16 protein-coding genes are annotated in these 16,926 nt (G+C 64.6%); 6 read left to right on the forward strand and 10 right to left on the reverse strand.

Going from position 1 to position 16,926, the window contains the following annotated elements; all coding sequences use genetic code 11:
* Positions 1 to 32: 32 nt before the first annotated feature.
* Positions 33 to 1,289 (reverse strand): aspartate kinase, encoded by a 1,257-nt coding sequence (locus AB7G19_RS03345; protein WP_063980571.1) that lies wholly within the window; start codon positions 1,287 to 1,289, stop codon positions 33 to 35.
* Positions 1,290 to 1,463: 174 nt separating this feature from the next.
* Between AB7G19_RS03345 and AB7G19_RS03350 the strand changes: the two genes are divergently transcribed.
* From AB7G19_RS03350 to AB7G19_RS03360, 3 genes are all read left to right on the forward strand, one after another.
* Positions 1,464 to 1,931, forward strand: a complete 468-nt coding sequence (locus AB7G19_RS03350) for a PH domain-containing protein (RefSeq protein ID WP_063980572.1) — start codon at positions 1,464 to 1,466, stop codon at positions 1,929 to 1,931.
* A 14-nt stretch (positions 1,932 to 1,945) separates the two neighbouring features.
* A complete protein-coding gene (gene ubiG, locus AB7G19_RS03355) occupies positions 1,946 to 2,719 on the forward strand; it encodes a bifunctional 2-polyprenyl-6-hydroxyphenol methylase/3-demethylubiquinol 3-O-methyltransferase UbiG (protein WP_063980573.1) in 774 nt (257 codons plus the stop codon).
* A 107-nt stretch (positions 2,720 to 2,826) separates the two neighbouring features.
* Positions 2,827 to 3,726, forward strand: coding sequence for an EamA family transporter (locus AB7G19_RS03360; RefSeq protein WP_063980574.1), 900 nt, complete (start codon positions 2,827 to 2,829; stop codon positions 3,724 to 3,726).
* Here the strand turns inward: AB7G19_RS03360 and AB7G19_RS03365 are convergent.
* The 4 genes from AB7G19_RS03365 to AB7G19_RS03380 are packed head-to-tail and all read right to left on the reverse strand — an operon-like array spanning position 3,723 to position 6,197.
* Entirely contained in the window at positions 3,723 to 4,205 is a 483-nt protein-coding gene (locus AB7G19_RS03365) for a DUF1178 family protein (RefSeq protein ID WP_063980575.1), read from the reverse strand. The two genes, AB7G19_RS03360 and AB7G19_RS03365, sit on opposite strands and share 4 nt — an antisense overlap.
* Positions 4,202 to 5,080, reverse strand: coding sequence for a carbon-nitrogen hydrolase family protein (locus AB7G19_RS03370; protein ID WP_063980576.1), 879 nt, complete (start codon positions 5,078 to 5,080; stop codon positions 4,202 to 4,204). Before AB7G19_RS03370 ends, AB7G19_RS03365 begins: the two co-directional genes overlap by 4 nt.
* A complete protein-coding gene (grxC, locus tag AB7G19_RS03375) occupies positions 5,077 to 5,352 on the reverse strand; it encodes a glutaredoxin 3 (protein ID WP_063980577.1) in 276 nt (91 codons plus the stop codon). Before grxC ends, AB7G19_RS03370 begins: the two co-directional genes overlap by 4 nt.
* A gap of 35 nt (positions 5,353 to 5,387) precedes the next feature.
* Positions 5,388 to 6,197 (reverse strand): ComF family protein, encoded by an 810-nt coding sequence (locus tag AB7G19_RS03380; RefSeq protein ID WP_063980578.1) that lies wholly within the window; start codon positions 6,195 to 6,197, stop codon positions 5,388 to 5,390.
* A gap of 226 nt (positions 6,198 to 6,423) precedes the next feature.
* On the opposite strand from AB7G19_RS03380, the gene AB7G19_RS03385 reads away from it, so the two are divergent.
* Positions 6,424 to 7,290: a methyltransferase domain-containing protein gene (locus AB7G19_RS03385; protein WP_063980579.1), complete on the forward strand. Its 867-nt coding sequence runs from the start codon at positions 6,424 to 6,426 to the stop codon at positions 7,288 to 7,290.
* A gap of 139 nt (positions 7,291 to 7,429) precedes the next feature.
* Here the strand turns inward: AB7G19_RS03385 and AB7G19_RS03390 are convergent, their stop codons facing one another.
* The 3 genes from AB7G19_RS03390 to AB7G19_RS03400 all read right to left on the reverse strand — a co-directional run bounded on the left by AB7G19_RS03390 (position 7,430) and on the right by AB7G19_RS03400 (position 10,113).
* Positions 7,430 to 7,840, reverse strand: coding sequence for a (deoxy)nucleoside triphosphate pyrophosphohydrolase (locus AB7G19_RS03390; protein ID WP_028159577.1), 411 nt, complete (start codon positions 7,838 to 7,840; stop codon positions 7,430 to 7,432).
* Positions 7,841 to 7,850: 10 nt separating this feature from the next.
* Positions 7,851 to 9,092, reverse strand: coding sequence for a bifunctional glutamate N-acetyltransferase/amino-acid acetyltransferase ArgJ (gene argJ, locus AB7G19_RS03395; protein ID WP_063980580.1), 1,242 nt, complete (start codon positions 9,090 to 9,092; stop codon positions 7,851 to 7,853).
* A 100-nt stretch (positions 9,093 to 9,192) separates the two neighbouring features.
* Positions 9,193 to 10,113 carry a peptidylprolyl isomerase gene (locus AB7G19_RS03400; protein ID WP_063980581.1) on the reverse strand — a complete coding sequence of 307 codons (921 nt, stop codon included), beginning with the start codon at positions 10,111 to 10,113 and terminating at the stop codon, positions 9,193 to 9,195.
* Positions 10,114 to 10,467: 354 nt separating this feature from the next.
* Between AB7G19_RS03400 and secA the strand changes: the two genes are divergently transcribed.
* The gene (secA, locus tag AB7G19_RS03405; RefSeq protein WP_231143790.1) at positions 10,468 to 13,308 is read left to right on the forward strand and encodes a preprotein translocase subunit SecA; all 2,841 of its coding nucleotides are present in this window, start codon (positions 10,468 to 10,470) and stop codon (positions 13,306 to 13,308) included.
* A 164-nt stretch (positions 13,309 to 13,472) separates the two neighbouring features.
* Here secA and AB7G19_RS03410 read toward each other — a convergent pair whose 3' ends face one another.
* Positions 13,473 to 14,846: an IS30 family transposase gene (locus AB7G19_RS03410; protein WP_210168703.1), complete on the reverse strand. Its 1,374-nt coding sequence runs from the start codon at positions 14,844 to 14,846 to the stop codon at positions 13,473 to 13,475.
* Between the two features lie 170 nt (positions 14,847 to 15,016).
* Positions 15,017 to 15,451, reverse strand: coding sequence for a MarR family winged helix-turn-helix transcriptional regulator (locus AB7G19_RS03415; protein WP_014490415.1), 435 nt, complete (start codon positions 15,449 to 15,451; stop codon positions 15,017 to 15,019).
* A gap of 179 nt (positions 15,452 to 15,630) precedes the next feature.
* Here AB7G19_RS03415 and AB7G19_RS03420 point away from each other — a divergent pair, with 179 nt between their 5' ends.
* Positions 15,631 to 16,815, forward strand: a complete 1,185-nt coding sequence (locus AB7G19_RS03420; protein WP_063980616.1) for a substrate-binding domain-containing protein — start codon at positions 15,631 to 15,633, stop codon at positions 16,813 to 16,815.
* Positions 16,816 to 16,926: the final 111 nt, after the last annotated feature.

The following is a 16,926-nucleotide window of genomic DNA, read 5'->3' on the forward strand; positions in this document are numbered from 1 at the left end:
GCGTTTGCTGCGACCGCTAAGAGAAAATTCGTCTAGGCCTGATCGAGACCGTAGAGCGTGTGCAGGGTGCGTACTGCGAGCTCGGTATAGGCGGTGTCGATCAAAACCGAGAATTTGATCTCGGAGGTTGTGATGGCCCGGATGTTGATATTCCGTCCGGCGAGGGCCGAAAACGCCTGGGCGGCGACGCCGGCATGGCTGCGCATGCCGCTGCCGATTACCGATATCTTGGCGACGTCGGTGGCGGTATCGAGCCGGGCATAGCCGATCTTGCCTTTGGCGGCCGTGATCGTGTCCTTGGCACGGGTGTAGTCGGCCGCCGGCACCGTGAAGGTGAGATCGGTGGTCTTGCCGTCCTCGGAGACGTTCTGCACGATCATGTCGACGTTGATGTTGGCATCCGCCAGCGGGCCGAAGATCGACGCTGCCACGCCGGGCTTGTCCTCGATCTGGCGTACCGAGATCTGGGCCTCGTCCTTCGAAAAGGCAATGCCGGTGACGACGTGGCTTTCCATGATCTCCTCCTCGCTGCAGATCAGCGTGCCGGGCGGCTGGTTGGCATGCGGGTCGATATCCTCGGGCTTGTCGAAGCTCGAGCGGACGAAGATCGGCATGTTGTGGACCATGCCGAGTTCCACCGAGCGGACCTGGAGCACTTTTGCGCCCTGGGAGGCCAGTTCCAGCATGTCTTCGAACGCGATCTTGTCGAGGCGGCGGGCCTTCGGCACGATTCGCGGGTCGGTGGTGTAGACGCCGTCGACGTCGGTGTAGATGTCGCAGCGGTCGGCCTTGACGGCGGCGGCGATCGCCACGGCCGAGGTATCGGAGCCGCCGCGGCCGAGCGTGGTGATGCGATTGGTCTCGGGATTGATGCCCTGGAAGCCGGCGATGACCGCGACCTCCTTGCGCTCCCGGAAGCGCTTGATGATCTCGCTGCCGTCGATGTCCTCGATCCGGGCCGAGGCATGGGCGTCGCTGGTCTTGATCGGGATCTGCCAGCCCTGCCAGGAGCGGGCCTGGATGCCCATGCCCTGAAGCACGATGGCGAGCAGGCCCGACGTCACCTGTTCGCCGGAGGCGACGACGGCGTCGTATTCGCGCGCGTCGTGCATCGGCGAGGCCTCGGTGCACCAGGCCACCAGCTCGTTGGTTTTACCGGACATCGCCGAGACGACCACGGCCACTTCATGGCCGGCGTCGACCTCACGCTTCACATGGCGTGCGACGTTGCGGATACGTTCGATATTGGCGACGGACGTGCCGCCGAATTTCATCACGAGGCGGCTCATGACGACGCGTGCATTCCCTCATAAGGATCAGTATGGTGACCCGCACCGGACGGGTGCGGGCGGACACCGACCGCGCGTATACATAGCGGCGGGGCCGGGGGCAAGCGGGTTCCTGCGGGGGCAGGGTAAGGTCCGACCTAAGGTCGGGCTTGGGGGTATGGGTTAACCGAGATCATGGCGCGTTATATCGACGAGATCCTGCAACCGGGCGAGCGGGTGCTGTATTCGACCAATGCGCACTGGATCTTCCATGTCCCGGCGATGATGGCCTGGATCGCGGCTCTGGCCCTGTACGTGGCCTCCCGCCTGATCGACGTCTACAGCGTGATGATTCTGTGCCTGTTCGGCTCCGGTCTGGTGGCGCTGGTTGCCCTTTACTCGACAGTCAAGGCTTGGTTCCATCGCTGGACCACCGAGATCGACGTGACCAATCTGCGGGTTGTGCACAAGACCGGGTTCATTACCCGGAAGACCTTCGAGATGAGCCTCGACAAGGTAGAGAGCGTCGACGTTGATCAGTCGATTCTTGGACGTATTCTCAACTATGGAAACGTGACGATCCGCGGTGTGGGTGAAGGTCGCGAGATCATTGATACAATCGCCTCGCCGCTCGCCTTCCGTAGTTCGATCACCACGCGGTAGGACCGCGCCTAACCATGAGCATGCAGCAAAATACTTCCGCAACCGCAAGCCCGCAGCCGGGCTCGACCGCCGACGCCGCCGAGATCGCGAAATTCTCGAAACTTTCGGCCGAGTGGTGGGACCCCAACGGCAAGATGGCCCCGCTGCACCGGATCAACCCGCTGCGGCTCGGCTATATCCGCGACGCCGCCTGCCGCAAGTTCGAGCGCAACGTGCGCAGCCTCAACTGCCTCGGCGGCCTGCGCGTGCTCGACATCGGCTGCGGTGCCGGCCTGTTGTGCGAGCCGCTGTCGCGCCTCGGTGCCCAGGTCATCGGCGTCGATCCCTCGGTCAGCAACATCGCCGCCGCGAAGCTGCATGCCGACAAGAGCCATCTGTCGATTGATTACCGCTGCACCACGGTCGAGGAGATCGACCCGCGCGAGCGCTTCGACATCGTGCTGGCGATGGAAGTGGTCGAGCACGTCGTCGATGTCGGCGTTTTCCTCAAGCGCTGCGCGGCGCTGCTGAAGCCGAACGGGCTGATGGTGGTCTCGACGCTGAACCGGAACTGGAAGAGCTTTGCGCTCGCCATCGTCGGCGCCGAATACGTCCTGCGCTGGCTGCCGCGCGGCACCCACGAATGGAACAAGTTCGTCACCCCCGACGAGCTGACGAAGTATCTTTTGGACAACCGTCTCGTCATCACCGAGCAGACCGGCGTCGTCTACTCACCCTTCGCCGACAAATGGACCCTCTCCTCCGACATGGACGTGAACTACATGGTCGTGGCGGAAGGGATGGTGTGAGGGGTACGCGAGGCGCGAGCATCGCACCCATGACGTGGGCGTGATTGACCTGCTTCGCCGCTAGCGGCAGGTTGGCCACGGCTTCCCCTCCTACCGCTCCCACCCGCATGTTCACCATCGCCAGCCTCTGGATTCCCTTCACCGTCATTGCTGCGCTAGGCCAGGTCGCGCGCAATGCGATGCAGCGGTCGCTGACGAAGCCGCTGGGGACCTGGGGCGCGACCAATATCCGCTTCCTGTTCGGTTTCCCGTTCTCGCTGCTGTTTCTGGGAGTGGTGCTGATCGCTACCGGCGATCACCTCGGCATGCCGCCGACCGTGTTCTGGCCGTGGCTGCTGCTCGGGGCGCTCAGCCAGATCGTCGCCACCGGGCTGATGCTGCTCGCGATGAACGATCGCTCCTTCGTGGTGACGACGGCGTACCTGAAGACCGAGGCGATCCAGACCGCGATTTTCGGCTTCGTCTTCCTCGGCGATCACCTGACCTGGCTGAAGGTGCTGGCGATCGTGATCGCGACTGTCGGCGTTGTCATCACGGCCCTGCGGCCCGGCGGCGAGAAGAGCTTTGCCGAGCTGAAGCCGACCATCACCGGTCTCGTCGCGGCTGCGGCGTTCGCGTTGTCAGCGGTCGGTTTTCGCGGCGCGATCATCAACGTGCCTGATGTCTCCTTCGTGACGGCGGCGTCGTTCACGCTGGTGCTCGGTCTGTTCGTGCAGACGCTGGTGCTGACGATCTATCTGCTCTGGCGCGCGCCAAAGGTGCTCCAGTCGATCCTGGGATTGTGGAAGCCGTCGCTGCTCGCCGGCTTCATGGGCGCGTTCGCCTCGCAATTCTGGTTCCTGGCCTTCGCGCTGACGGCCGCCGCCAATGTCCGCACGCTCGCTTTGATCGAGGTGCTGTTCGCGCAAGGCGTGGCGTATTACTCGTTCAATCAGCCGATCGCGCCGCGCGAGATTTTTGGTATCGCGTTGATCGTCGTTGGCGTTGCGGTGCTGGTGGGGGCCTAGTTCCTATCTTCCGGCAGCGTCGGCAGCGGCGACACCTCGATGCCTTCGTCGATCAACGACTTTGCCTCGTCGGGCGAAGCCTCGCCATAGATCGGACGGTGCTCCTTGTCGCCGTAATGCATCGCGCGGGCTTCGTTCGCAAAACGCTCGCCGACATTGTCGGCGTTCTTGACGATGTGATCGCGCAGCTCCTTGAGCTTGGCGCGCAACTCGCGCTCCTGCGCCATCATCAGCGAGGTCGGTCCCGACGGCGCGGCCTCGGGCGCAGGCGTTGAAGCCGGCTCCGGCGGCGGCGTCGCCCGTCCGCGGCCCTTCTTGCCGATGATCCGCGGGGCCATGATCGCCTTCTCGACCTTGGCCGAGCCGCAGATCGGGCAAGTCACGAGCTTGCGCTTCACCTGCGAATCATAAGCCGACGAGCTCTGGAACCAGCTTTCGAATGCGTGGCTTCGGTCGCAGTGGAGCGCGTAGCGGATCATGCCGATCCCCGCACGAGGTGGAGATGGTCCGGCCCGGCCTTGGGATCGGCGACGCCGAAGCGGCGGCCGTGCTGGAGCGAGGGGATCGCGCGGCGGGCGGTCTCGACCTTGGCCGGGTCGATCTTGGCCATGATGATCCCGGGCTCGACGTCACCCTCGGCGAGGATCTCGCCCCAGGGGTCGATGATCAGCGAGTGGCCATACGTCTCGCGCTTGTTCTCGTGCAGGCCGGCCTGCGCGGCAGCGAAGATGAAGCAGCCGGTCTCGATTGCGCGCGAGCGCAGCAGGATGTGCCAGTGCGCCTCACCGGTCTTGCGGGTGAAGGCCGAGGGCACGGTGATGAAATACGCACCGCTCTCGGCCAGCGCGCGGTAGAGCGCGGGGAAGCGCACGTCGTAGCAGATCGTCAACCCGACCCGGCCCCAGGGCAGGTCGGAGATCACGGCAGTCTCGCCCGGCTGGTAGTTGGCGGATTCGCGATAGCTCTCGCCGTCCGGCAACTCGATGTCGAACATGTGGATCTTGTCGTAGCTCGCGAGCACACTGCCCTCGGGCCCGATCAGGAAAGAGCGGTTGACCGCTTTTTCGTCCGAGTAGCGCAGCGCCAGCGATCCGACATGAATGTGAATTCCGAGTTCCGCCGCGAGCGCGCGATAGGCCTTCAGCGAGGTGTCGTCCTCTTCGCTCTGGAGGTGCTCGAACAACGCCTTTCGGTTGAGCTGCATCATGTTGCTGACTTCGGGCGTCTGCACGTAGTCGGCGCCGTTGGCGGCAGCCTGCCGGATCAGCCTGGTGGCCTGCGCGAGGCTCGGCTCGGGCATCAGGCCGGTGCGCATCTGGATCATCGCGGCGGTGAAGGTGCGATCCTGGCTCATGACACCGCCTTTACGCTTTCGAGCAGGCCGTCGAGCTTGCCCTCGCGGTCGAGCGCATAGAGCTCGTCGCAACCGCCGACATGGGTTCCGCCGATCCAGATCTGCGGGAAAGTCGAGCCCCCGCCGGCGCGGTCGTACATCTCTTCGCGCCAGGACGGGTTCCTGGCGATGTCGAACTCCGTGAAGGTTGCCTTCTTGCGGGTCAGCAGCGATTTGGCGGCGGAACAATAGCCACAGCCCGGCCTGGTGTAGATTTCGACAGCGTCGGTCATGTCGTGTGGCGCTCTCATGTCATGAAGTCATTGAATTATATGGGACGGGGGCCGCTCTCGACAACCCGGGCGAAGACCAGCACGTCCACCTGGGCCGCCTTGGCGCGCAACAAGGCCCGCGCGCAGGCGTCCAGCGTCGCCCCCGAGGTCAGGACATCGTCGATCAGGACGATGCGGCGGCCCTGGATTTCCGCCTGGCGGTCGGGGGATACCTGGAATGCGCCCTGCACATTGGTGGCGCGCTGGGTCCGCGACAGGCCGATCTGCTGCTCGGTGGCGCGCACCCGGCGCAGCACTTCGCCGCGCACCCTGACACCGCTCTGCCGCGCGATGACGTGCGCCAGCGCCCCGGACTGGTTGTAGCGGCGCCGCCACGCCCGGCGCCAATGCAGGGGAACGGGCACCAGCATGTCGGCTCCGGTGAGCAGTTCGGCGCCCGCGCGCGCCATCCAGCGGCCCATGGCCGGTGCCAGATCGGTGCGGTCCTGGTATTTCAGCGCATGCACCAGGGTGCGCGCGACGTCGTCATAGCGCACCGCCGCGCGTGCGCGCGTGTACGCCGGCGGGCTGGCGATCGCCTCCATCGACAGCATCTCGGGGCCGGGATCGTAGACGAAGGGAATGCCGAGGCGCGGGCAATAGGGCCGTTCGATGAACGACAGCCGCGCCCAGCAGGCCGCGCAGACGCCCTCGCCATCGACCGGCTCCCGGCAGGACACGCACAGCGTAGGCAGCGCAATGTCGAGCGCGAGCCGTGCGGCGCGTGACAGCACGTGGCGGCCGGCCGTCCACGCGGCACGCAACGGCGCGGCGATGGAGCGGGTGGGGGCGGCGTCGGCTTCCATGGGGGCAGGCTAGCGTTATGGGAAGAGCCGCTCAAGCGACTGAATCGGTCTCGTGCCCCGGACGCAGCGCAGCGCTCCCGGCGATGCGAAGCATCGTCCGGTGCGGTGCGCTGCAGAGCCGGGGCCCATCTCACCGCATCGTGCGGTGGTGCCTTCTGGGTCCCGGCTCTGCGCAGCAGCGCTAAGAGCGCTGCTGCGCGTCCGGGACACGAGAGAGGAGATTGCCATGGCGGTCGTGATCGGCGTAACCAGCGGCATGGCCCAGAACCCGCAAACCCCGCCCGCTCTGTTCGATCGCGCATTGCTGCATGCGCGGCAGCGGCGCGCACATGCGCAGGGCGAGGTGACATTCCTGCTCGATCGTGTTGCAGAGGACATGACCGACCGGCTGGCCGCCGTGATGCGGGAGTTTCACGCTGCGGCCGATCTCTGGACGCCCGGAGAGGGGCTCACGGGGCCGCCATCACTTCGGCGGATCGCGCTCGACGAAGCGGGCGCGGAAAAACTGCCCTTTGCCCCGGAAAGTCTCGACCTCGTCGTCTCGGCGCTGGCGCTGCAATTCGTCAACGACCTGCCGGGGGTGCTTGCGCAGGTGCGGCGTGCGCTGAAGCCGGACGGATTGCTGCTCGCAGCGATGATCGGCGGCGACAGTTTAACGGAGCTGCGGCAGGCATTTGCCGCGGCGGAGGCCGAATGCGACGGCGGCGTGTCGCCGCGCGTGGCCCCGTTCGCGGATTTGCGCGACATCGGCGCGCTGTTGCAGCGGGCGGGCTTTGCACTTCCGGTCACCGATGTTGACCGCGTGGTGGTGCGCTACGCCAATGCGTTTGCGCTGATGCAGGATCTCCGCCGCATGGGCGCGGCCAATGTGCTGATCGAGCGGCGGCGCACGCCGACGCCCCGCGCGACGCTGCTGCGGATGGCCGAAATCTACGCCGAACGCTTTGCGGATGCCGACGGCCGCATCCGTGCGACATTCGACATCATCTGGCTCTCCGGCTGGGCCCCGCATGCGAGCCAGCAGCAGCCGCTGAAGCCGGGGTCGGCCAAGGCGAGCCTGGCGGAGGCGGTGAAGAAGGCGGGGAAGGAGTGATCCTCATGGTGAGGAGGCGCGTAAGGCGCGCTTAGCGGACGATGCTTCGCATCGCCGCGAGAACCATGCAGGCCCCGCTCTTGCCGTGTGGCCATCCTTCGAGACGCGCGTGCCGCGCTCCTCGGGATGAGGTCCGTACTCACATCAGCAAGTCGATCAGATGCGGGATCAGCGGGATGTCGGCGGGCGGCATCGGGTAGTCGCGCAGCTTGTTGGCGCGGACCCAGGCCAGGGTCTGGCCTTCGCGCGGGGTGACCAGCCCCTCCCAGCGCCGGCAGATGTAAAGCGGCATCAGCAGGTGAAAGGTCTCGTAGCCGTAGCTCGCAAAGGTCAGCGGCGCCAGGCACGGTTCGGCGACGGTGATGCCGAGCTCTTCGTGCAGCTCGCGGATCAGGCTCTGCTCCGGCCGCTCGCCGGGCTCACACTTGCCGCCGGGGAATTCCCAGAGGCCCGCAAGCGTCTTGCCCTCCGGGCGCTGCGCGATCAGGACGCGCTTGTCGGCGTCGACGAGCGCGCAGGCCACCACCAATGTCAGTTTGAGATCGGCCATCGGCGTTCGCTTAAGACCTGTAATCCCCGTTGATCGCGACATACTCCTTCGTCAGGTCGCAGGTCAGCACGCGGTCGCGACCCTTGCCGAGGCCGAGCGAGACCTTGATCGCGATTTCCGGGGCCTTCATCGCTTCCGACACCTGCGCCTCGTCATAGGACGGATCGCGCGCGCCGCTCTTGGCGACGCGGATGCCGTTGAAGGAGATCGAGAGCTTGTCGCGATCGGCCGGCTCGCCGGCCTTGCCGACCGCCATCACCACGCGGCCCCAATTGGCGTCCTCGCCGGCGATTGCGGTCTTGACCAGCGGCGAGTTCGCAATCGACATCGCGATCTTGCGCGCCGACGCCTTGGTCTTGGCGCCTTCCACGGTGATCTCGACCAGCTTGCGCGCGCCTTCGCCGTCGCGGGCGACCTGCTCGGAGAGATTGGCGAGCACCTGGTTGAAGGCTTTCACGAAGGCCTTCAGGCGGGGATCGCTGGCCCGGCTGATTTTTGGTGCGCCGTGCTCTGCGGCGGCGCCGGTGGCGAAGGCCAGCAGCGTGTCCGAGGTCGAGGTGTCGCCGTCGATCGTCACCGCGTTGAAGGTGTCCTCGACGCCGCTCTTGAGCAGGGCTTGCAGGGCGGCCGGCGCGATCGGCGCGTCGGTGAAGATGAAGGACAGCATCGTCGCCATGTCGGGGGCGATCATGCCGGCGCCCTTGGCCATGCCATTGATGGTGACCTTGGCCTTGCCGAGCTTGACGGTCGCGGTCGCGACCTTGGGGAAGGTATCGGTGGTCATGATCGCCTTGGCCGCGGCGAGATAGTCGCCGGGCTCGGCAGTCTCGGCCAGCCGGCCGAGCACACCGTCGAACTTGGTCGCGTCCAGCGGCTCGCCGATCACGCCGGTCGAGGCCAGGAAGATCTCACCCTCGCTGCATCCGACCGCCTTGGCCGCGATCTTCGCGGTCAGCGCGGTGGAGCTGCGTCCGGTCTTGCCGGTGAAGGCATTGGCGTTGCCGGAATTCACCACCAGCGCGCGCGCCTTGCCGCCCTTCAGCTTGGCGCGGCACCATTCCACCGGCGCGGAGGGGCATTTCGACTTGGTGAAGACGCCCGCGACCGCGGTGCCCTTGTCCATTACCGCCAGCAGCACGTCGGTGCGGTTCTTGTAGCGGATGCCGGCTTCGGCCGTCGCAAGGCGGACGCCCGCGATCACGGGCATGTCGGGGACAGTTTTGGGGGCGAGCGGGGAGACGGAGGAGGACATCGGGGCGCCTTGGTGAGGTCTGGATATGCAGATGGCCGGGCATTTGCCCGGCCATTGCGACGTTAGATACTATTGGCGTCCGCGAAGTGACAGCGAATTCTTACTTCTTCGCGGGGGGCGCCATCTTGCTGTCGGACGGCTTGGCAGGGTCGGCCGGCTTGGCATCCGGTTTGGCATCCGCTGCCGGCTGGTCCGTCCGCTCGACCTTGGCTTCCGCGCGGAGTTTGGCGACGTAGTCGGCCTGGGCCTTGCGGGTGACGTACTGCTCGATCTGGGCCTTGACCTGCTCGAAGTCCGGCGCCTTGCGGTTGCGCTTTTCCTCGACCTTGATGATGTGCCAGCCGAACTGCGACTTCACGGGATCGGAGATCTTGCCCGGCTCCAGCGTGAAGGCCACGGCCGAGAACTCCGGCACCATCTGCTCCTTGGTGAAGAAGCCGAGGTCGCCGCCATCGGCGGAGCCCGGATCCTTGGACTTCTTCTTGGCGAGTTCGGCGAAATCGGCGCCCTTGTCGAGCTCGGCCTTCACCGCCTTGGCCTCGTCCTCGGTCTCGACCAGGATGTGGCGGGCGCGGACCTCCTGCTCGCCGGTGATCTGCTTGGAGGCCTCCTCATAGACCTTCTTCATGGCGTCGGGGGTGGTGGCGGCCTTGCCCTCGTTGGCGAGCAGGCTGTCCATCAGCAGGCGGTTCCGGGCGAACGCCAGGCGCTTCTTGAACTCGTCGCCGTCGGCGACCTTCTTGTCCTCGGCAGCCTTGCTGACGATCTTCATGTCGATCAGGAAGGACAGCACGTTCTCGTCCTTGGTCGCCGGGTCCATCTGGGCGAGGCTCGCCCCGAGTTCCTCCTCGGCCATGGCAACGTCGCTCTTCTTGATTTCCGCGCCATTGACCTTCGCCAGCACCGGATCGTCGGCAGCCCGGCCGGGACCCGCGATCAGCGCCAACGCAAGGCAGCCCACGAGGGCGGTGGCGAGGCCGAAGCGCAGGCCGGTTTTGGTTACCGGGAACGAGGTGGTCATGGAAAATCCTTTTGTTGAAGCAGGGGGCTGCTCTAGCGGGGCGGACACTCGCCCAATTCAGGGGGGCTTGGCAACGCGAAAAGTCTGTCAAAATGATGAATTAGCCGCAATGCGCCCGCCGTTGACAAGGCCCTGACCGGGCCATATCTCTGCCCGGTCGCGACCATGGCGATGGCGTTTATTTTGCTGCGTTTTTGGCCGTTGAACCCAGACTTGCCCAATTCCCACCCATATGGCGGATGACCCCCCGCAGTCCGGGCTCTGTCGCCATCAGGCGTCACGGTGAGTTGATAGGCAGGGGGGTGACAACTTCTTGGCTGCAACGCGGTTGAATCGCGAACACAGGAACTAGGCATGATCGGCGCGCTCGCCCGCAAGTTTTTCGGCTCCGCCAACGACCGGCGGGTGAAGGGATACCAGTCCCGCGTCAACGCGATCAACGCGCTGGAGCCGGAGGTTTCGAAACTCTCCGACGAGGCACTGAAGGCCCGCACCGTCGAGTTCAAGAAACAGCTCGCCGAGGGCAAAACGCTCGACGATCTGCTGGTGCCGGCCTTCGCCACCGTGCGCGAAGCCGCCAAGCGCACGCTCGGCCAGCGTCATTTCGACGTGCAGCTGATCGGCGGCATCGTGCTGCACGAGGGCGACATCGCCGAGATGAAGACCGGCGAAGGCAAGACGCTGGTCGCAACGCTCGCGGTCTATCTCAACGCGCTCGCCGGCAAGGGCATTCACGTCGTCACCGTCAACGACTACCTCGCCCGCCGCGACTCCGGCTGGATGGGCCAGATCTACGGCTTCCTCGGCCTGACCACTGGCGTGATCGTGCACGGCCTGGACGATGCCGAACGCAAGGCGGCCTATGCCTGCGACATCACCTACGGCACCAACAACGAATACGGCTTCGACTATCTGCGCGACAACATGAAGTACCGGCTCGAGGACATGGTCCAGCGCCCGCACTTCTACGCCATCGTCGACGAAGTCGACTCGATCCTGATCGACGAAGCGCGCACGCCGCTGATCATCTCCGGCCCGCTCGACGACCGTTCCGATTTCTACAACACCATCGACGGCTTCCTGCCCAAGCTCGACAAGACCGATTACGAGGTCGACGAGAAGCAGCGTACGGTGACGCTGACCGAAGGTGGCATGGAGAAGATCGAGACGTTGCTGCGCGACGCCGGCCAGCTCAAGGGCGAGTCGCTCTACGACGTCGAGAACGTTTCCGTCGTGCACCACATCAACCAGGCGCTGCGCGCCCACACGCTTTTCACGCGCGACAAGGACTACATCGTCCGCGACGACGAGGTCGTCATCATCGACGAGTTCACGGGACGCATGATGGCCGGCCGACGTTATTCGGAAGGCCTGCATCAGGCGCTTGAAGCCAAGGAGCATGTCCAGGTTCAGCCGGAAAACCAGACGCTGGCCTCGATCACCTTCCAGAACTATTTCCGGATGTACGAAAAGCTCGCCGGCATGACCGGCACGGCGCTGACCGAAGCCGACGAACTCTTCGACATCTACAAGCTCGAAGTCGTGGAGATCCCGACCAACGTGCCGGTCGGCCGCCTCGACGAGGACGACGAGGTCTATCGTACCCAGAACGAGAAATACGCCGCGATCCTGGCCGAGATCGAGCGTGCCAATGCGCGGCTGCAGCCGGTGCTGGTCGGCACCGCCTCGATCGAAAAATCGGAAGTGATCGCCGAATACCTCAAGAAGCACGGCTACCGGCAGATCGATTTCGGCAACGAGAATTCGATGCAGAAGCTGTACGCCGCGGCCCGCGCCGGCAAGCCGGCAAAACTGTTTGCGGTGCTGAACGCGCGCTTCCACGAGCAGGAAGCCTATATCGTCGCGGAAGCCGGCGTGCCTGGCGCGATCACGATCGCCACCAACATGGCCGGCCGCGGTACCGACATCAAGCTCGGCGGCTCGCTCGAGATGCGGATCCAGCAGGAGACTGCCGGCATCGAGGACGAGGCGGAGAAGGCGAAGAAGATCGAGCAGATCAAGGCCGACATCGAGCACTTCCGCGAGATCGTGCTGAAGGCCGAGGAAGAGGTCGAGATCGAGCCGGCGAAGGGTTCGAAGCCCGCCAAGACCGTGAAGAAGCCCGGCGGCCTCTACATCATGGGATCCGAGCGTCACGAATCCCGCCGCATCGACAACCAGCTGCGCGGCCGTTCCGGCCGTCAGGGCGACCCCGGCCGCTCGAAGTTCTTCCTGTCGCTGGAAGACGATCTGATGCGCATCTTCGGCTCGGATCGCCTCGACAGCATGCTGCAGCGTCTCGGCCTCAAGGAAGGCGAGGCGATCATCCATCCCTGGATCAACAAGGCGCTCGAGAAGGCGCAGCAGAAGGTCGAGGCGCGCAACTTCGACATCCGCAAGAACCTGCTCAAGTTCGACAACGTCCAGAACGACCAGCGCAAGGTGATCTTCGATCAGCGCGTCGACCTGATGAAGGACGACAGCGTCGCCGAGACCGTTACCGACATGCGCCACGCCTTCATCGACGACCTCGTCGCCAAGCACGTGCCCGAGCATGCCTATGCCGAGCAGTGGGATGTGGCCGGCCTGAAGGAAGAGCTGAAGCGCGTGCTCGATCTCGACCTGCCGGTCGACGAATGGGCCAAGGAAGAGGGCATCGCCGACGAGGAGCTGCTCACCCGCATCGAGACCAAAGCCGACGAGCACATGGCGGCCAAGGTCGGGCAATGGGGTCCCGACGTGATGCGTTACGTCGAGAAGACCATTCTGCTCCAGACGCTCGACCATCTCTGGCGCGAGCATCTGATCATGCTCGACCATCTGCGCCAGGTCATCGGCCTGCGTGGCTACGGCCAGCGCGATCCGTTGCAGGAGTACAAGACCGAGGCCTTCAATCTCTTCCAGGAGATGAGCGCGCATCTGCGCGAGGCCGTCACGGCGCAGCTGATGCGGGTCGAGATCGTCCCGCCGGAGCAGGAAGCCCCCGTGCTGCCGCCGATGGAAGCGCACAAGTTCGACCCGAACACCGGCGAGGACGAAATGGCGCTCGCCAGCGTCACGCTCGGTGCGCAGGCTTCCGACGCAGCTCTTCGCGATCCGAAGAACCCCGCAAGCTGGGGCAAGGTCGGCCGCAACGAGGATTGCCCGTGCGGCTCAGGCAAGAAGTACAAGCACTGCCACGGGCGGTACGGCTAGCCGCTAAGCTCCGCTGTGAGGCGCGACGTCGGCGCCTCACTCTCCACTGTCGTCGCCCGGCTTGACCGGGCGACCCAGTACGCCGCGGCTTCTCGGTTCAATCAAAACTGTCTCTGGAATACTGGGCGGATTCAAACGGTCGTCGCAACACCAGTTGTTTTCACTCATAACAGCAATTCGTCAAGCGCCTCCGCCGGCGTTTTCCAGCCTAGTGTCTTTCTCGGACGGGCATTGAGGGCCGCTGCCACAGCGGATATCTCGTCGGCGCTATGGATGCTGAGGTCTGTGCCTTTCGGGAAGTACTGTCGCAGCAACCCGTTGGTGTTCTCGTTAGTACCGCGCTGCCAAGGGCTTTGCGGGTCGCAGAAGTAGACCTGGATACCCGCATCGATCTTGAGACGATCGTGCTGAGCCATTTCGGCTCCCTGATCCCAGGTCAGCGAGCGACGCAGTTCTTCGGGCAAGGTGATGACGGTGCGCGTGATCGCGTCGCGCACGGCCTCGGCCCCGTGTCCCGCGAGCGCAGGTCCGTTCTTCGCGCGCGGAGCTTCGCCGTGCCCCGCCAACCGGGGAAGGTGCAATAGCATCGTGAAGCGCGTCGTGCGCTCGACCAGCGTGCCGATTGCCGAGCTGCCAAGACCGAGGATGAGGTCTCCCTCCCAATGTCCCGGCACTGCTCGATCGGCAGCTTCAGCAGGGCGCTCACTGATCATGATCTCCGGCGAGACAAACCCCTTGCCTCGCCTGCGTACGCGCGCCCTGGGCATCCGTAATACACGCCCGGTTCGCAAGCAGGCCGTCAGCTCGCGGCGCAGCGCCCCACGGCCCTGAACGAAGAGAGCTTGATAGATAGCTTCGTGGCTGATGCGCATCGTCTTGTCGTCCGGGAAGTCGATCGGCAAGCGTCGGGCAATCTGCTCGGGACTCCAGGCTTTGGCCCATCGCCGATCCTTGCGTGGGCCATGCCGGCGGCCCTTCCACAGAACGGCGGGACCAGGAACGAGCGCGCCGCTCGGGGCTACGACGCCGCCAGCAAGTCTCTCCTCCACATAAGTGCGCAAGGTTGCATTGAGCGCAAGCTTGGTCGGCTTGGGTCGGCGGGCGGATCGATTCGCATGCCATTGGGCAGTTGTTGCCCGATACTCCAACCCGCCGCCGCGGGTAGCCGCGTTGCGTCGCAGTTCACGGGATATTGTCGAAGCAGCCCGCCCCAGGCGACGTCCAATCTCTTGCCTGGAATGGCCCTGCACCTTGAGGAGTGCGATCTCCTCGCGCTCTACCAATGAGAGGTACCGCCCGGAGAGTACCTTTGCCGAAGATCTGAACATCGCTGGTGGCATGCCGCCCGCCTTTCGGAATAATCTGCTTCCGACAGGTTGTGACAATCCGGCTTCCAGCGCAGCATCCTCGCTGCTTAGCCCCGCGGCAATCGCCAGCCAAAATCTATTCTGTTCATCGCGTCCTGCAACAGACGGCCGTCCTGGCGATGGCAATGGGGCTCGTCCTGACCGCGCCGATCGGCGCCTTACAACGTTCATCGCAACCTCCAACCTCCGAGTGTTGCGACGACCGTTTGAATCCGCCCTGGATCGCCCGATTAAATCGGGCGATGACAGCCGAGTGTGTGGCGCGCAACTCGCACCACATCGTCGTCCTGGCGCTCCGCTTCGCTTGTCCAGGACGACGATGAGATTGAAATCGACGCCGCTCAATTCGAGCTGTCGATCAAGCTCTCCAGCAGCCGCTTCAGTTCGCTCGTCGATTTGTCGCCGTAGCTCTCCAGGATGTGCTCCTCCTGGTCGACCGCGAGCGAGTTGAGCTTCTTGCACAGCACCTTGCCGCGGTCGGAGATGAACATCAAAACCTTGCGGCGATCATTCGGGTCCTGCACGCGATAGACCAGCGTGTCGGAGACCATGCGGTCGATCATCTTGGTCAGCGTCGGATGATTGAGCAGCACCGCGTCCGCGAGTTCGCCCATCGAGTGGCCATCGCCGTCCGACAACACCTTAAGGATGCGCCACTGCTCGACGGGAACGCCTTCCTTGCTCAGCCGCAGTTCCAGCTGCCGGTTGATCTCCCGGTTGGCTTGCGCGAGCAGGTAGGCGAGGTGTTCGGTGATCGGGGAGTTCGGTTTTGCCACGGCTAAGACTTCGTCTTGACCCAAATGAGTGAATGTCTTGCAATCAATGCTGCTTCTATATGCACTTCAATTGTTGAATATTCAATATTTTCAAAATAGGATGATTGCCTAACAAAAGGGCGGATGCCGCGGCCGCCTGCTCATTGTGCTTTCAGGTCTGGTGCCAGACAGGAGTTGGCGTGCACGCGACGGTAAACTTCCCGGCTCACGGCAGTCCGGCGATGCCGCCGTCCTTGCTGCTGAGGAATCTGTCGTCGTCGGGCGCCGATAGCTCGCTGTCGCCGGGCGATCATGCTTTCCTCAGGCGGCGTGGCGCGAACAAGCTGCGCATCGGCGGTTTCATCTGCTGCACGGGATCGCCGGGTGTGTGGGGCCCCTGCGCGACCAACAGCGCGCAACTCGCCGTTGCCGAGATCAACAAGCGCGGCGGCATCCTCGGCCGCGAGATCGAGCTGTCGATCTACGACGCCGGCGGGCCGCTCGACGAGGTGCTGAACCGCGCCGAACAGGCGATCGCGTTCGACGAGGTCGATCTCATCGTCGGGCTGCACACCAGCGCGGTCCGCGTCGGCTTGCGCGACGTCACCACGCGTCACCGCATCCCCTACATCTATACGCCGGTCTACGAAGGCGGCGAGCGCACGCCCGGCGTGATGGCGATCGGCGAGACGCCGCGCTGGCAGAGCCGGCCGTCGATCCACTGGCTTGCCGACGTCAAGAAGGCGTCGCGCTGGTACCTGATCGGCAGCGATTACGTCTGGCCCTGGCAATCGCACCGCGCCGTGAAGAACTACATCAAGGAAACCGGAGGCCACGTCGTTGGCGAGGAGTTCGTCCCCCTCGGCGAGGACAATCACGAGCCGCACCTGGCGCGCATCCGCGCCGCGCGGCCCGATGTCGTGCTGATCTCGCTGATCGGCACCGACAGCGTCACCTTCAATCGTGCTTTCGGCGAATGCGGCCTCGGCGCCACGACGCTGCGGCTGGCGGGAGCCATGGACGAGACGGTGCTGCTCGGCATCGGCGCCGACAACAGCGAGAACATGTTCTGCGCATCCGGCTATTTCTCCGGCATCGGCTCGCGGGCCAATGACGACTTCCAGATCCGCTATCGCGCGATGTTCGGGCCGAACGCCCCGCCGATCGGATCGCTCGGCCAGTCCAGCTATGAAGGCCTGCGTTTCCTCGAAGCCGTGGCGAAAAAGGCAGGTTCGCTGTCGATGGCGCCCATGCTCGCGGCGGGCCGCAACATCGTTTACGGCGGCGCGCGCGGCCCGGTCGTCGTTCGCAACGGCCACGCCCGCATGCAGATGTATCTCGCGGAGGCCGACGGCCTCGACTTCAAGCTGATCAAGCCGGTCTGAGCCTGCTGCGGCAATCCGGACAGCCCCATCTTAAAATAATACTTGAAAAGGAAAATATTTCCGCTTTGAATGTTTCAGCAGGGCCGCTGCGCGCGTCGCGCCAATCGCGGC

The sequence above is a fragment of the Bradyrhizobium sp. 215_C5_N1_1 genome, from assembly GCF_052075935.1.
GTDB lineage: Bacteria > Pseudomonadota > Alphaproteobacteria > Rhizobiales > Xanthobacteraceae > Bradyrhizobium > Bradyrhizobium barranii.

What these genes read in the sequence shown, in the direction of transcription:
- AB7G19_RS03370 (WP_063980576.1), bottom strand. Translation starts at nt 5,080, where the DNA reads ATGAGCCAGGATCGCACCTTCACCGCCGCGATGATCCAGATGCGCACC.
- secA (WP_231143790.1), top strand. Translation starts at nt 10,468, where the DNA reads ATGATCGGCGCGCTCGCCCGCAAGTTTTTCGGCTCCGCCAACGACCGG.
- AB7G19_RS03385 (WP_063980579.1), top strand. Translation starts at nt 6,424, where the DNA reads ATGGCGGTCGTGATCGGCGTAACCAGCGGCATGGCCCAGAACCCGCAA.
- AB7G19_RS03360 (WP_063980574.1), top strand. Translation starts at nt 2,827, where the DNA reads ATGTTCACCATCGCCAGCCTCTGGATTCCCTTCACCGTCATTGCTGCG.
- grxC (WP_063980577.1), bottom strand. Translation starts at nt 5,352, where the DNA reads ATGACCGACGCTGTCGAAATCTACACCAGGCCGGGCTGTGGCTATTGT.
- AB7G19_RS03410 (WP_210168703.1), bottom strand. Translation starts at nt 14,846, where the DNA reads ATGAACGTTGTAAGGCGCCGATCGGCGCGGTCAGGACGAGCCCCATTG.
- AB7G19_RS03380 (WP_063980578.1), bottom strand. Translation starts at nt 6,197, where the DNA reads ATGGAAGCCGACGCCGCCCCCACCCGCTCCATCGCCGCGCCGTTGCGT.
- AB7G19_RS03400 (WP_063980581.1), bottom strand. Translation starts at nt 10,113, where the DNA reads ATGACCACCTCGTTCCCGGTAACCAAAACCGGCCTGCGCTTCGGCCTC.
- AB7G19_RS03350 (WP_063980572.1), top strand. Translation starts at nt 1,464, where the DNA reads ATGGCGCGTTATATCGACGAGATCCTGCAACCGGGCGAGCGGGTGCTG.
- AB7G19_RS03345 (WP_063980571.1), bottom strand. Translation starts at nt 1,289, where the DNA reads ATGAGCCGCCTCGTGATGAAATTCGGCGGCACGTCCGTCGCCAATATC.
- argJ (WP_063980580.1), bottom strand. Translation starts at nt 9,092, where the DNA reads ATGTCCTCCTCCGTCTCCCCGCTCGCCCCCAAAACTGTCCCCGACATG.
- ubiG (WP_063980573.1), top strand. Translation starts at nt 1,946, where the DNA reads ATGAGCATGCAGCAAAATACTTCCGCAACCGCAAGCCCGCAGCCGGGC.
- AB7G19_RS03365 (WP_063980575.1), bottom strand. Translation starts at nt 4,205, where the DNA reads ATGATCCGCTACGCGCTCCACTGCGACCGAAGCCACGCATTCGAAAGC.
- AB7G19_RS03390 (WP_028159577.1), bottom strand. Translation starts at nt 7,840, where the DNA reads ATGGCCGATCTCAAACTGACATTGGTGGTGGCCTGCGCGCTCGTCGAC.